Below are 13882 nucleotides of genomic sequence, written 5' to 3' on the forward strand. Positions count from 1 at the left end.
TCCCGATCATGGCTGTGCGCTCAGCGTACGTCCGTACGTCCGTACGGCCTGTGCGCGGGCCGGCGGGCCGACGGGTTTCCGAGGGGCCGCCGAGCCGGGACCGCCCGCACGCGGTCCCGGCCCGAGGGTTGGGTCGGGTCAGCCGGTGCCGGCCGTGGCTTCGGATTCGGGCCGGAGGCGGACGGTGGTGGCCGGGCTCGCGGTGCGGGTGACGGCGGAGACGGCGGCCATCGTCACGATGTTGAGGACGAGGGCGATGACACCTACGTTGAGGTCCTTCACCGCCTGGGGCAGCCCCGGCAGCAGGCTGCCCACCGTGACGCCGGAGAGGGTGACGACGGCGACCGTGGTGACGCCGACGACGATGCCCGCGGCCGCTCCCTGTTTGGTGACGATCTGCCGTGCCGCGAGGCTCGCCAGCAGGGCGGGGAAGAGCTGGGTGACCAGTGCGTAGCCCATGAGCAGCAGCGAGACGATCGAGCTGCCGCCGTTGAAGGTGAAGTAGAGGGCGATGAGGGCGAGCGCGGGCACGAGCAGCTGGGCGAGACGGCCGATGTGCTTATCGCTGGTGTGGGGCCGGGCGAGGCGGTAGACGTTCTTCGCCAGGCAGGTCGCGGAGGTCATGAGCAGCAGGGACCCGGGGACCAGCGCGGTGAGCAGTCCGGCGCCACCGACGATGCCGACGAACCACGAGGGGAAGGTGGCGGTGGTGATGCGCAGCAGGGACAGGTCCGCGTCGGCACCCTTGAGGCCGGGCACGACCAGGATGGCGGTGAAGCCGACGAAGAAGACGAAGAGCAGGATGAGTTGGTAGAGCGGCATGAAGATGGCGTTGCGGCGGAAGACTCGTTCGTTCTGGGCGCTGTATGCGGCGCTGAAGGTGTGCGGCCACATATAGAAGCCGACCGCCGACAGCAGCACGGTGGATGCGAACCACGATGTGCTCATGCCGCTCGAGGGCAGGGTGAGGGTGTTGGGGTGGGCCTGGTCCACTGCCCGGAACATCTCCCCGATGCCGCCGTAGTAGTGCATCGGCAGGTAGATGCCCAGAATCAGCACGACCGCGAGGATCGCGACGTCCTTGAACACCGAGGTCCAGGCCGAACCGTGGATGCCGGAGATGGTCACGTACAGGGTCAGCGCCACCGTGCCGATCACAATGGCCCAGTGGGAGGAGATACGGCCGTCGGAGGAGACGGACACGATGATCCCCAGCCCCTTCAGCTGCAGCACGAGGTAGGGCACCATCGCGACGACTCCGACCAGGGCCACCAGTGCGCCGAGCAGCGGGCTGTTGTATTTGGCGACGAAGAAGTCGGACTGCGAGATCAGCCGGTGCTGCTTGGCGTAGCGCCATACGGCCGGCAGCAGCCAGTACGACAGGACGTAGGCCAGTGAGGCGTAACAGAGGATGTAGTAGGCGGGTGCGCCCTTGCCGTAGGCCCATCCCGAGGCGCCCAGGAAGGTGAAGGTCGTGTAGATCTCGCCGGCCAGCAGCAGGAAGACGAAGACCGTCCCGAAGCCGCGGCCGCCCACCGACCACTGTTCGAGATCCATGTCCCTGCCGCGGCGGGCGCGCAGGCCCAGGCCCATGGCCGCGAGGAGGAAGACGAAGATGACTGCGAGGGCGATCATGAGCTCTGCTCCTCCCGGTTCGCCGGGTCCAGACGGTAGATGACGGCCATGGTTGCCGAGATCAGCACGACCCACATGACCAGCCAGAAGAGGATGAACGGCATACCGAGGACGTAGGGCGTCACCCGGTTCGCGAAGAAGATCCCGCCGAGGATCCCGATGAACGGGATCGCGCCGAGCAGATGGATGGGTTTCACGTCGAGAACCTCCTGGGCCGGGCCGTACACCGCCGATGGGGCGAGGCCGTCTGGGGTGGGTGGCACGTCTCGCGCGGTGCCGCCAGGACGCCACACATGGCCATGCCTTGCCAACACATGCCTCGCCAACAGAGGAGACGAGGCAGGCTTTTCATCATGCGGAAACAATTTTTCAGTTGGCAGATGTATAGGTCCACCTCAAGGGCCTGTCAAGGGTTTTCACCGCCACCGAGGGGGGTTGTTATTCCGCGATGCAGAAAATAATATCCGCATCGCAGAAGCCACCCGTCTCCCGAAGGAGATCCCCATGGCACGCATGTTCCTCAGCGGTCAGGCGATGGAGGGCGGCCCCTTCCATCACCACCTGCGCGGAGCCCCGCTCGTGGCGCGGACCCGTACCGCTTCCGGCTACCGCATCTTCTCGATCCGGGACACCTGCCCCGGGCTGCTGCCCGACCCCGGCGTCGGCACCGCGATGGACGGCGAGGTCTACGACGTCCCCGATGAGGTGCTGCGCGACCATCTGCTGCCCTCCGAACCGCCTGAGCTGGAGTTCGGCATCATCCGGCTCCAGGACGGTTCGTCGTCCTTCTCGATGGTTCTTCGGCGGGGCGAGCTGGAGCGTGGCATCCACAAGGAGATCACCGCCTTCGGCGGCTGGCACCCGTACCTCAAGACCCTCGGCCGGGAGAACTGATGAAGCACCGACTTCCCTACACCGTCAATACGTCGATCCTCTTCACCGAACTGCCGCTGCTGGAGCGTCCGGCCGCCGCGAAGGCCGCCGGGTTCGACGCGGTCGAGTTCTGGTGGCCCTACGCGACGGCGGTGCCGGCGGACGCGGAGGTCGACGCCTTCGTCCGGGCGGTGCGTGCTGCCGGTGTCCGGCTGACCGGGCTGAACTTCTTCGCCGGGGACATGCCCGGGGGCGACCGTGGTCTGGTGTCCTGGCCGGCCCGGGTGGCGGAGTTCCGCGACAACATCGATGTCACCGTGGCGATCGGTGAGCAACTGGGCTGCCGGTCGTTCAACGCCCTGTACGGAAACCGGCTCGACGGCATCGCCCCGGCGGAACAGGACGACCTCGCGGTGGAGAATCTGGCGCTGGCGGCCAAGGCCGTCGAGCGCATCGGCGGCACGGTCCTGGTGGAGCCGGTCAGTGGCGCCCCCGCGTATCCGCTGCGCACCGCCACGGACGCGCTCGCCGTCATCGACCGGGTGGCGGCCGAGTCCGGCAGCCGCAACCTCCGCCTCCTGGCCGACCTCTACCACCTCGCCGTCAACGGAGACGATGCGGCCGGTGTCATCGCCGCCCACGCCGACCGCATCGGACACGTACAGATCGCGGACGCGCCCGGGCGGGGAGCGCCCGGTACGGGAGAGCTGGACCTCGACGGGCTGCTGGCCGACCTCCAGACCGTGGGCTACGCCGGCTGGGTGGGCCTGGAGTACAAGTCCGAGCGCCCGAGCGCGGACAGCTTCGACTGGCTCCCGCGCGAACGGCGCGGCAGCGACCGCCACGCCTGACCGGGATCGGGACACCGGCGATCACACAGACAACGCCGACCACCCGGACAACCCCGACCACACACCCATGACACGAAGGAACCTGCGATGAGTGCCACTTCCCGGAAGATCGCCTTCATCGGCCTGGGCATCATGGGCGGCCCGATGGCCGCCAACCTGGTACGGGCCGGACACACCGTCACCGGATACAACCGTAGCCGCACGGCCATCGAGACCCTGGTCGCGACCGGTGGCCGGGGCGCCGACAGCATCGCCGAGGCGGTGTCCGACGCCGAGGTCGTGATCACCATGGTCCCGGCCGATCAACAGGTCAAGGAGGTCGTCCTCGGCGAGGGCGGCGTCCTGGAACACGCCGCGCCCGGCACCCTGCTGATCGACATGAGCAGCATCACCCCGCAGACCTCGCTGGAGGTGGCGGCCGCCGCGCGGGACAAGGGCCTGCGTACGCTCGACGCCCCGGTGTCCGGCGGCGAGGCGGGCGCCATCGAGGGCGTGCTGTCCATCATGGTCGGCGGCGATCCGGACGACTTCGCCGACGCCGGGCCGGTGTTCGCGGCGCTGGGCACCACCATCGTGCATGTGGGCCCGCACGGGGCCGGACAGACGGTCAAGGCCGCCAACCAGCTGATGGTCGCCATCCACCTCCAGGCCCTGGCCGAGGCCGTGGTGTTCCTGGAGAACGCCGGAGTCGACCTGGAGGCGGCGCTGGAAGTCCTCGGCGGCGGCCTGGCCGGCTCCACCGTCCTGGCCCGCAAGCGGGACGCGGTGCTGGGCCGTGATTTCAAGCCCGGCTTCCGGATCGATCTGCACCACAAGGACATGGGCATCGTCACCGACGCCGCACGCGCGGTGGGTGCGCCGCTGCCCGTGGGCGCCGTGGTCGCCCAGCTCGTCGCCTCGGCCCGTGCCTGCGGCGACGGCGGCCTCGACCACTCCGCGCTGCTGCGCGGGGTCGAGCGGCTGGCCGGCCGCGACCCGCGCTGAACCCGCACCGGCACAACCCACGCCTCTTCGACGTACCGACGATCTACCGACGTACCGACGATGTACCGACTTCGAGGTACCGACCGACAGGAGCATCCTCATGGCCCGTATGACCGCGGCCCAGGCGGCGGTGGAGATCCTCAAGCGTGAGGGCACCACCCATGTCTTCGGCCTGCCCGGTGCGGCGATCAATCCGTTCTACTCCGCGATGCGTATGAACGGTGGCCTGACCCATGTCCTCGCCCGGCATGTGGAGGGCGCCTCACACATGGCCGAGGGCTACACCCGCGCCAGGGCCGGGAACGTCGGGGTCTGCGTGGGCACCAGCGGCCCCGCCGGCACCGACATGATCACCGGGCTGTACTCGGCGAGCGCCGATTCCATCCCGATCCTGTGCATCACCGGCCAGGCGCCGGTGGCCAAGCTGCACAAGGAGGACTTCCAGGCCGTCGACATCGCCTCGATCGCGGCGCCGCTGACCAAGATGGCGATGACCGTCCTCGAACCCGCCCAGGTGCCCGGCGCGTTCCAGCAGGCCTTCCACCTCATGCGCTCGGGCCGGCCCGGGCCGGTACTGATCGATCTGCCCATCGACGTCCAGATGGCCGAGATCGAGTTCGACCCGGAGACGTACGAGCCGCTGCCGGTGTACAAGCCGTCGGCCACCCGAGCACAGATCGACAAGGCCATCGCACTGCTCCAGGCCGCCGAGCGGCCGCTGATCGTCGCCGGGGGCGGGGTCATCAACGCCGACGCGAGCGAGTTGCTGGTGGAGTTCGCCCAGCTGACCGGGGTGCCGGTGGTGCCCACGCTGATGGGCTGGGGCAGCATCCCCGACGACCATCCCCTCATGGCGGGCATGGTCGGTCTGCAGACCTCGCACCGCTACGGCAACGCCACGCTTCTGGAGTCCGACTTCGTCCTCGGCATCGGCAACCGCTGGGCCAACCGCCACACCGGCGGCCTCGACACGTACACCCAGGGCCGCACCTTCGTCCACGTCGACATCGAACCCACCCAGATCGGCCGGGTCTTCGCCCCGCACCTGGGCATCGTCTCGGACGCCAAGCCCGCGCTGGAACTGTTCGTCCAGGCGGCGAGGGAGCTGCGGGCCGCCGGAGCCCTCAGGGACCGCGGCGACTGGGCCGACAGCTGCCGGCAGCGCAAGGGCACCCTGCTCCGCAGGACCCACTTCGACCAGGTGCCGGTCAAGCCGCAGCGGGTCTACGAGGAGATGAACAGGGCCTTCGGGCCCGATACGCGCTACGTCTCCACGATCGGGCTCTCCCAGATCCAGGCCGCACAGCTGCTCCATGTCTACCGTCCCCGGCACTGGATCAACGCCGGCCAGGCCGGGCCGCTGGGCTGGACCGTGCCGGCCGCCCTGGGGGTCGCGACGGCCGAGCCGGACGCCACCGTCGTCGCCCTCTCCGGCGACTACGACTTCCAGTTCATGATCGAGGAGCTGGCCGTCGGTGCCCAGTTCCGCATCCCCTACCTCCATGTGGTGGTCAACAACGCCTACCTCGGCCTGATCCGGCAGGCCCAGCGCGGCTTCGACATGGACTACTGCGTCCAGCTGTCCTTCGACAACATCAACGCCCCCGAGGTGGGCGGCTACGGCGTCGACCACGTCAAGGTCGCCGAAGGGCTGGGGTGCAAGGCCATCCGCGTCTTCGAGCCCGACCGCATCGCGTCCGCGCTGGAAGAGGCCAAGAAGCTGATGGCCGAGTACCGGGTGCCGGTGGTCGTCGAGGTCATCCTCGAACGCGTCACCAACGTCTCGATGGGCACCGAACTGGACAACATCACCGAGTTCGAGGAGCTGGCCACCAGCCCCGGCCACGCCCCGACGGCGCTCCGCACGGCCCTGGGGTGACCCTCGGGTGGCCCGACGTCCTCACGTTTCTCAGGCGCCGCTGCCGAACACCGCCGACTCCGCGGTCCATGCGGCGGCCTGCTCGCTGAGGGAGAGGCCGAGTCCGGCGCGGTTCGGGATGATCATGCGGCCGTCCTTGAGTTCAAGGCGCTCGTTGAACATCGGCTCGAGCCATTCGAAGTGCTCAACCCACGCCGTACGCGGATAGGCCGCGGACAGATGGACGTGGATCTCCATCACGAAGTGCGGTGCGAGAGCCCGGCCCTTGTGGTCGGCGAGCGCCGCGATCCGCAGGAACGGGGTGATGCCGCCCACCCGGGGCGCGTCGGGCTGGACGAAGTCGGACGATCCCGCCTCGATGAGCGCCGCGTGTTCGCCCACGCTGGTCAGCATCTCGCCGGTGGCGATGGGGGTGTCGAGTGTGGCCGCGAGGGCGGCGTGTCCCTCGGCGTCGTATGCGTCGAGCGGTTCCTCGATCCAGGTGAGGTTGAAGTTCTCCAGAACACGGCCGACCCGGGTCGCCGTGATCCGGTCCCACTGCTGGTTGGCGTCGACCATCAGCGGGACGTCGTCACCGAGGTGTTCCCGCACCGCCTCGACGCGCTTGAGGTCGACCGACGGGTCCGGGGAGCCGACCTTGAGCTTGATACCACCTACGCCACGGGCCCGGGCCAGGTCGATGTTCTCCAGCACCTCCTTGATCGGCATCGACAGATAGCCGCCACTGGTGTTGTAGACGTCCACCGAGTCGCGGTGTGCACCCAGCAGTTTGGCGAGCGGCAGACCCGCCCGCCGCGCCTTGAGGTCCCACAGGGCGATGTCGAGGGCCGCGATGCCCTGGACGGCCACACCGCTGCGTCCCATGGACGCGCCGGCCCACACCAGCTTGCTCCACAGCCTGCCGGTGTCGCTCGGGTCCTCGCCGATCAGCTCGGGGGCGATCTCCTTGGCGTGGGCGTAGATGGCGGGCCCGCCGGCGCGCTTGGAGTAGCTGAAGCCCAGACCCTCATGGCCGCCTTCGGTCCTGATCTCGGCGAAGAGGAAGGCGATTTCGGTGAGCGGCTTCTGGCGGCCGGTCAATACCTTGGCATCGCTGATGGGCGCGTGGAGGGGCAGATTGACGAGGGAAAGACGGACCGACTGGATACGGTCGGTGGTCGCCACGCCCGGGGCGGACGCCCAGGGCTTGAAGACGACCGACTCGCTGGGGGCGATGCTCATGGGGTGCTCCTTGTTGCCTGGATCGATGCCTGTGCTGATGCCTGCGTTGATGCCTGCGGCATTGATGCTCGATACGCGAGCGAGGATGGATCGGCGGTGGGACGGTGCGGTGCGGTGCGCCCTACTCCCCCGCCGCCCGCACCGGGTTGACGAGGCGGCCGATGCCCTCCACCTCCGACATCACCGTGTCCCCGGGGCTCAGGGCGCGCGGCGGGTCCATGAAGTCGCCGCATCCCGAGGGGGTGCCGGTAAGGATCACATCGCCGGGCCGGAGCGTGAAGTAGCGGCTGAGGTAGGCGATGAGCGAGCGGACCGGGAAGAGCATGTCGGCGGTGGTGCCATCCTGCACCTTCTCTCCGTTGACCCACGTCCGTACGGCGAGCGCCTGCGGATCCTTGATCTCGTCGGCCGTGACGACGACGGGGCCGAGCGGGCAGAAGGTGTCGAGTCCTTTGCCGCGCACCCACTGGCCGTCGTCGGCTTGGAGGTCGCGGGCCGACACGTCGTTGGCGACGGTGTAGCCGAACACGACGTCGAGCGCCTTGTCCTCGGGGATGTCGCGGGCCTCGGTGCCGATGACGACCGCGAGTTCGGTCTCCCAGTCGACGCGCCGGGTGACCGCGGCGTCGACGACGATGGCCTCGCCCGTGCCGATGGCGCTTGAGGAGAGTTTGGTGAAGAGATACGGCGCCTTGGGACGCGGCCAGCCCATCTCGGTGATGGTGTCGAGGTAGTTGAGGCCGATACCGAAGATCGTGCCGGGCCGGTGGGGCAGTGCGGGCACGACCTCGTCGGCGGTCAGCGATGCGCCGCCGGCCGGGACGGGGGCGCCGGCGATAATGTCTTCCAGGCGGAGGTGGCCGGGGGCGAGGCGCCATGTGTCGCCGGGCCCTTCGGCGATGGCGAGCGTTCGACGGCCGTCGTGGACGATGGTACTCAGATGCAAGGGTGAACCCTCCCGGATCGATTTTTCAGCTGGGGTGCGGGACTTGCTGTGCGGCCTTTACGGAGTCCTTTGTCCGGGAGAGGCCAGGCTTCTCGTCCTCCTTTTCACGGATGAAAAGGGAGGCGAGTGCGGCGAGGAGGGAGAAGACGGCGAGGCCGATCAGGCCCCACTGCGCGCTCCCCGTCTGCTGTTTGACGACCCCGAATCCGTAGGGCGCGACAAAGCCACCGAGATTCGCTATCGAGTTGATGACGGCGATGGCGACGCCGATCGCCATCGGGTGGACAGTGCGCTGGACGATGGGCCAGAAGATCGGGCTGATGCTCTTGAAGCCCATGGCGGCGATGGTGAGCATGGCCAGGGCGAGCCAGGGGGAGGCGACGGCGGCGAGGTAGGAGCCGACGGCCGCGGCGACGAGGGCTCCGATGAGCAGCGGCTTGCGCCGGTCGGTGCGGTCTCCGATCCGGGCGAGCAGGAACATGGCGACCATGGCGAAGACCCACGGCACGGAGGAGAGCAGGCCCACGGTGACGTCGTTGGTGCCCTTGATGTCCCGGACGATCGACGGCAGCCAGAAGGTGTTGGCGTAGATCGACATCTGGACCGAGAAGTAGACGAAGACGAACAGCAGGATCTTCGGGTCGCGCAGCACGGACCAGAAGGTCGGGCGGTCATCGCCGTGCCGGTTCATGTACTCCGCGTCCTCCGCGTCGATGGTGGCGGTGAGCTCGCGCTTCTCGTCGGTGGTGAGCCAGCGCGCGTCCTCGACCCGGGAGTCGAGACGGAAGAAGGCGAAGACGCCGATGGCGACCGACATGGCCCCTTCGACCAGGAACATCCACTGCCAGCCCCGGAGTCCGAGGGTGCCGTCCATCCCCAGCAGCGGACCCGACAGGGGACCTGAGAGGGAGAACGCCACGAGCGCGCCGACGGCGTACCGGGCGTTGGCCCGGCCCCGGTAGGCGTTGGGCAGCCATGTCGCCAGGTAGTACAGAACGGCGGGTACGAAACCGGCTTCGGCCATTCCGAGAAGGAAACGCAGAACGTAGAAGCTGGTGGGCCCTTGTGCGAAGAGCATGCACGCCGAGACGATGCCCCAGCTGACGCAGATTCTGGACAGCCATATCTTGGGGCCGAATCGCTTCATCAGCAGATTGCTCGGCACTTCGAAGATGAAGTAGGCGATGAAGAAGAGTCCCGCTCCGAGTCCATAGGCGGTAGCGCCTATGCCGAGATCGGCTTCGAGATGGCTTTCCGCGTAGCCGATATTGGAGCGGTTGAGCTGATTGCACATCATCATGATGGCGAACAGCGGAATGACTCTGCGCATGATCTTGGCGACGGCACTGGTGAGGGGTGTCGCTTTTGAGGGTGTCATGGTGCAGCCGTCTCTTCCGTCGTCATTGACAGGAACCAGCAAGACGCCTCGATGTCCCAATCATTGAGATTGCGTATCGACTGGCGGGACACACCGTAGGTTCACCCCAGAGCGGCGTCAAGGACGACGCCAGATTCCCATTGATTAGGAACTAGTTTCTTCCACTGGGAATCTTGGGCGTTGCGGTGTTAGCGTTCCGACACACCAGTCGCGATCGCGTGGCCGCTCCTCCCATCCGACGGACGTACGCGCCACAGCGGTCAGAAAGGACGATCAGGTGTCCCCAGACGCATCGGCGCCCTTGGACGGCGCCGTCCTCGACCAACTCGGCCAGGTGAGCACCGCGACCCTCGCCACCCAGCTGTACAAACGCGGGATACGGCAGCCGTTCCTCGTCGGCCTCTCCCCCGTCGGCGGGGGTTTCGACGGGTTCGTGGGCGAGGCGTTCACCATGCGCTTCATCCCGTCCCGAGAGGACACCGACCCGGTGGGTGACCCCTACCGGACCGGAAACGTCCTTCAGTGGGAGGCGGTGGAGAGCCTGGGCCCCCGCCAGGTGATGGTCGTCGACAGCCGGAACGACACATCGGCGGCGTCGGCCGGCGACATGCTCGTGACGCGGGCCATGAAGCGCGGCGCCGCCGGCTTCGTCACCGACGGCGCCTTCCGTGACGGCGCCGCGATCGCCGAACTCGGCTTCCCGGCCTATGCGCGTGCCACCACGGCCACCACCCGGCCCGCGGCGTTCCACGTCGCCGACCTCAACGTGCCCATCGCCTGCGCGGGGGTCGCGGTCTACCCGGGAGACATCCTCGTGGGCGACCGCGACGGGGTCATCGTCGTGCCACGGTCCCTCGCCGCGGAGATCGCCGAGCCCTCCGTCGAGCAGGAGCGGCTTGAGGGGTGGCTCCAGCAGCGGGTGCGGGACGGGCAGCCGTTGTGGGGCACCTACCCGCCCAGCCCCGAGACCTTGAAGGAATACGAGGAGTGGAAGTCCGCCCACCAAGAACACCAAGCACACCAAGCACACCAAGAAAGCGCAGAGCACCCAGAACGCCCGGAACACCAGACCCAGGAGGCCCGCGCATGAGCCGGTTCGCCGATCTTCCCCCGGCCGCGCAACGCGCCCGGCTGGAGTCCACGATCCGTACGTACTTCGACGGCTGCAACGAGGCCGACGTGGCCAAGATGGCCGCCCAGTTCACACCCGACGCGGTCCACTACTTCCCGCCCGGCCTGGAAGGGCCATGGGTCGGCAATACGACGATCGCCGAGAACTGGCGCCGGCTCGTCCTCACCGTCGGCTCCGCCTGGTCCATCGAACGCCTCGTCGTCGAGCCCGAGACCTTCCAGGCCGTCATCGAGTGGACGCACTGGAAGACCAGGCCCGGCGGATACCTCCGAGGTGACGAGTGGTACCGCTTCGACCCCGACACGGGCTTGATCACCGAGATCCGCGCCTTCTACGCCTCGGCGTCCGACGGACGATCCGAGGTAACGCTGGACGGCTACGACTACGCCGCGGGCGGCCACCAGATGGAGCCGCCCGTGAAGCGCCCCCATCCCGATGCCGAATACGCCGCCACCGAACACTGACCGCACCACACCTGGCCAGGGACATCCCGTGAACGTCATACAGAGCATCGACCCGAGCACCGGCCGCGCCGTCGACGGCGTCGCGACCGCGACCACCCCCAAGGAACTCGACGCCGTCGTCGAACGCGCCACCGCCGCATCCGTTCCGTACGAGGCCGGTGGCCGCCCGCTGCGCGCCGCGGTCCTGCGGGCCGTCGCCGACGGGCTGGAGGCCCGGCGGCCGGAGATCGTCGCCCTCGGGATGCGGGAGACCGCGCTGCCCGAGGCGCGCCTTGGCGGCGAGCTGACCCGCACCGTCTACCAGGCCCGTCTGTTCGCCGAGGTCGTCGAGGACGGCGGCTTCCTGGAGGCGACGATCGACCACGCGGGCGAGACACCGATGGGCGCCGGGCCCGATCTGCGCCGCATGCTGGTCCCGCTCGGGCCGGTCGCGGTCTTCGGGGCGAGCAACTTCCCCCTGGCGTTCTCCGTACCGGGCGGGGACACGGTGTCGGCGCTGGCCGCCGGGTGTCCCGTCGTGGTCAAGGCCCACGACTCCCACCCGGCCCTGTCGCGGCTGGTCTTCGAGACGATGGTCTCGGCCGTCGCGACGGCCGGCGGTCCGGACGGGCTGCTGGGGCTGGTGTTCGGCCGGGAGGCCGGCACCGCCCTGGTCGCCCATCCGGGCATCAGGGCCGTGGGGTTCACCGGCTCCCTCACGGGCGGCCGGGCGCTGCTCGACATCGTCAATGCGCGCCCGGATCCGATCCCGTTCTACGGTGAGCTGGCCGGTCTGAACCCGGTGGTCGTCACCGAGGGCGCGGCGCGGGCGCGGGCGGCCGAGATCGCGGCGGGACTCGTCGCCTCGGTGACGGGTTCGGCCGGGCAACTGTGCACCAAGCCCGGACTTGTCCTCGTCCCCGCCGGGGAAGCGGGGAACTCGCTGGTCGCCGAGGCCGCCCGGCTCATCGACCAGGCGTCGGCCACCACGTTGCTCAACTCCCGTATCGCCGCCGCGTACGAGGCCGGCACGGAGGAGTTGCGCCACCGTACCGGCGGGACGGCGGCCGCCGAGGGCGGGGCCCCGTCCGGGTCCGGGTTCTCGGTGACGCCGCGGCTGTTCGAGATCGACTCCGAAACGCTCGGGGACGAGGCCGTCGGCGAGTGCTTCGGTCCGGCCGCCGTCGTGGTCCGCTATGCGCCAGGCCGGGCGGAGGCCGTTCTACGGGCGCTGCCCGCATCGCTGACGGGGACCATTCATGCCGAGGCCGATGAGACGGAGACGGTGCGCCGTCTCACCGACGTGCTGCGGCCCCTGGCCGGCCGTCTGCTCTACAACGGCTTCCCCACCGGCGTCCTGGTCTCCTGGGCGCAGCACCACGGTGGCCCCTGGCCGTCGACGAACAGCCTGCACACCTCGGTGGGTCCGTACGCGGTGCGGCGCTTTCTGCGCCCTGTCACCTGGCAGAACGCGCCGCAGGAGGTGCTTCCCGAAGAGCTGCGGGACGGCTTCGCCGGGATTCCCCGGCGCGTCGACGGGCGGCTCACCGTGCCGGACTGATCTCGACGCCGAAGCCGAACGTCCGTGACCGGCCCGCGGCGAGGTGGAACTGGCCGGGCTTCGCCGCGTATTCGCCGTACGCGCCGGGCTCGCTGTCGCCGTCGGATCCGATCGGGGAGGGCAGGCCGTACCACGGCTCGATGCACAGCAGATCGGCCTCGGGCGGCGACCACAGGGCCAGCTGCCGGAATCCGTGCCAGCTCAGGGTCACCCTGGGCGAACCGGGGGCGCTGTAGCCGAGGCTCGAGCTGTTGAGCGCTTCGAGGATCACGGCGCCGTCGGCGAACAGGGCCCCGTCCAGGCGGACTGTCCGATCGCGCACCGGCGTGTGGTGCCGCTCGGGGAGCAGCAGCACGTCCTCGACCCGTCGTACGGGCGCGGGTTCCGGCCGTTCGAAGAGCACCGTATGGCCACGCTTGTCGGCAGCGCCGGGCAGTGGCCAGCGGAAGCCCGGGTGGACGCCCAGTGACGCCGACAGCGCCCCTGGGCCCGGGTTGTGCACGGTGTACGACACCGTGAGACGGCTGCCCTCGACCGCGTAGCCGACCGTGAGGTGGAAGGGGAACGGGAAGAGCCGGCGAGATGCCGCGTCGTCCCTCAGCGTGAGGACGGCGGTGGTGGCGTCGTGGCGCTCGACCGTGAACCGCCGGTCGCGGGCGAATCCGTGCTTGGGCATGGCGTAGTACGTGCCGTCGTGCCGCAGCCGGTCGCCGTTCATCCGGCCGATGACGGGGAAGAGCAGCGGCGCGTGCCAGGGCCAGGCCCGTTCCGCCTGCCAGAGCAGTTCCGTTGCCTCGGGCTGCCCCTCCGTGCGGTATCGCAGCGAGCACAACTCGGCGCCCTGCTCGTCGATCTCGGCTGCCACCCGGCCGGTGCCGATGCGAATCCGTGACATCTGTAGCTCCCTACGACATGAACCAGCCATTGCGGCCGGGGGCGTCCTGCCCTACCTTCAACACACTACTTCCCACTGAATGAC

At 69.0% G+C, this 13882-nt stretch carries 12 protein-coding genes and 1 pseudogene; 7 read left to right on the forward strand and 6 right to left on the reverse strand.

Features of this window, described 5'->3' with window-relative positions; translation table 11 throughout:
* Positions 1-138 precede the first annotated feature (138 nt).
* Together ACWDSL_RS27355 and ACWDSL_RS27360 are read right to left on the reverse strand one after the other, a co-directional pair.
* Positions 139-1635, reverse strand: a complete 1497-nt coding sequence (locus tag ACWDSL_RS27355) for a sodium:solute symporter family protein (protein WP_450489728.1) — start codon at positions 1633-1635, stop codon at positions 139-141.
* On the reverse strand, positions 1632-1898 hold the full coding sequence (locus ACWDSL_RS27360; protein WP_450489730.1) for a DUF3311 domain-containing protein: 267 nt from the start codon (positions 1896-1898) through the stop codon (positions 1632-1634). The genes ACWDSL_RS27355 and ACWDSL_RS27360 overlap by 4 nt, the downstream gene beginning before the upstream one ends.
* A gap of 241 nt (positions 1899-2139) precedes the next feature.
* On the opposite strand from ACWDSL_RS27360, the gene ACWDSL_RS27365 reads away from it, so the two are divergent.
* The 4 genes and pseudogenes from ACWDSL_RS27365 to gcl all read left to right on the forward strand — a co-directional run bounded on the left by ACWDSL_RS27365 (position 2140) and on the right by gcl (position 6222).
* Positions 2140-2529 carry an allophanate hydrolase-related protein gene (locus ACWDSL_RS27365; protein ID WP_450489732.1) on the forward strand — a complete coding sequence of 130 codons (390 nt, stop codon included), beginning with the start codon at positions 2140-2142 and terminating at the stop codon, positions 2527-2529.
* Positions 2529-3359, forward strand: coding sequence for a hydroxypyruvate isomerase family protein (locus tag ACWDSL_RS27370; protein WP_450489734.1), 831 nt, complete (start codon positions 2529-2531; stop codon positions 3357-3359). Before ACWDSL_RS27365 ends, ACWDSL_RS27370 begins: the two co-directional genes overlap by 1 nt.
* Before the next feature lie 69 nt (positions 3360-3428).
* Positions 3429-4343: pseudogene (locus ACWDSL_RS27375) on the forward strand (2-hydroxy-3-oxopropionate reductase); the annotation flags it as partial.
* A 100-nt stretch (positions 4344-4443) separates the two neighbouring features.
* The gene (gene gcl, locus ACWDSL_RS27380) at positions 4444-6222 is read left to right on the forward strand and encodes a glyoxylate carboligase (RefSeq protein ID WP_450489736.1); all 1779 of its coding nucleotides are present in this window, start codon (positions 4444-4446) and stop codon (positions 6220-6222) included.
* A gap of 30 nt (positions 6223-6252) precedes the next feature.
* Here the strand turns inward: gcl and ACWDSL_RS27385 are convergent, their stop codons facing one another.
* The 3 genes from ACWDSL_RS27385 to ACWDSL_RS27395 form a co-directional block, all read right to left on the reverse strand.
* Positions 6253-7443: an L-talarate/galactarate dehydratase gene (locus tag ACWDSL_RS27385; RefSeq protein ID WP_450489738.1), complete on the reverse strand. Its 1191-nt coding sequence runs from the start codon at positions 7441-7443 to the stop codon at positions 6253-6255.
* A gap of 121 nt (positions 7444-7564) precedes the next feature.
* Positions 7565-8389: a fumarylacetoacetate hydrolase family protein gene (locus ACWDSL_RS27390; protein ID WP_450489740.1), complete on the reverse strand. Its 825-nt coding sequence runs from the start codon at positions 8387-8389 to the stop codon at positions 7565-7567.
* 25 nt (positions 8390-8414) lie between these two features.
* Positions 8415-9767: an MFS transporter gene (locus tag ACWDSL_RS27395; protein ID WP_450489742.1), complete on the reverse strand. Its 1353-nt coding sequence runs from the start codon at positions 9765-9767 to the stop codon at positions 8415-8417.
* A gap of 277 nt (positions 9768-10044) precedes the next feature.
* Between ACWDSL_RS27395 and ACWDSL_RS27400 the strand changes: the two genes are divergently transcribed.
* The 3 genes from ACWDSL_RS27400 to ACWDSL_RS27410 are packed head-to-tail and all read left to right on the forward strand — an operon-like array spanning position 10045 to position 12903.
* Positions 10045-10857: an RraA family protein gene (locus ACWDSL_RS27400; protein ID WP_450489744.1), complete on the forward strand. Its 813-nt coding sequence runs from the start codon at positions 10045-10047 to the stop codon at positions 10855-10857.
* Positions 10854-11363 carry a nuclear transport factor 2 family protein gene (locus ACWDSL_RS27405; protein WP_450489746.1) on the forward strand — a complete coding sequence of 170 codons (510 nt, stop codon included), beginning with the start codon at positions 10854-10856 and terminating at the stop codon, positions 11361-11363. The genes ACWDSL_RS27400 and ACWDSL_RS27405 overlap by 4 nt, the downstream gene beginning before the upstream one ends.
* 28 nt (positions 11364-11391) lie before the next feature.
* On the forward strand, positions 11392-12903 hold the full coding sequence (locus ACWDSL_RS27410) for an aldehyde dehydrogenase (NADP(+)) (protein ID WP_450489748.1): 1512 nt from the start codon (positions 11392-11394) through the stop codon (positions 12901-12903).
* Here the strand turns inward: ACWDSL_RS27410 and ACWDSL_RS27415 are convergent.
* A complete protein-coding gene (locus ACWDSL_RS27415) occupies positions 12887-13798 on the reverse strand; it encodes an aldose 1-epimerase family protein (protein ID WP_450489750.1) in 912 nt (303 codons plus the stop codon). The two genes, ACWDSL_RS27410 and ACWDSL_RS27415, sit on opposite strands and share 17 nt — an antisense overlap.
* Positions 13799-13882 lie beyond the last annotated feature (84 nt).

This window comes from Streptomyces sp. NPDC000941, assembly GCF_053599555.1.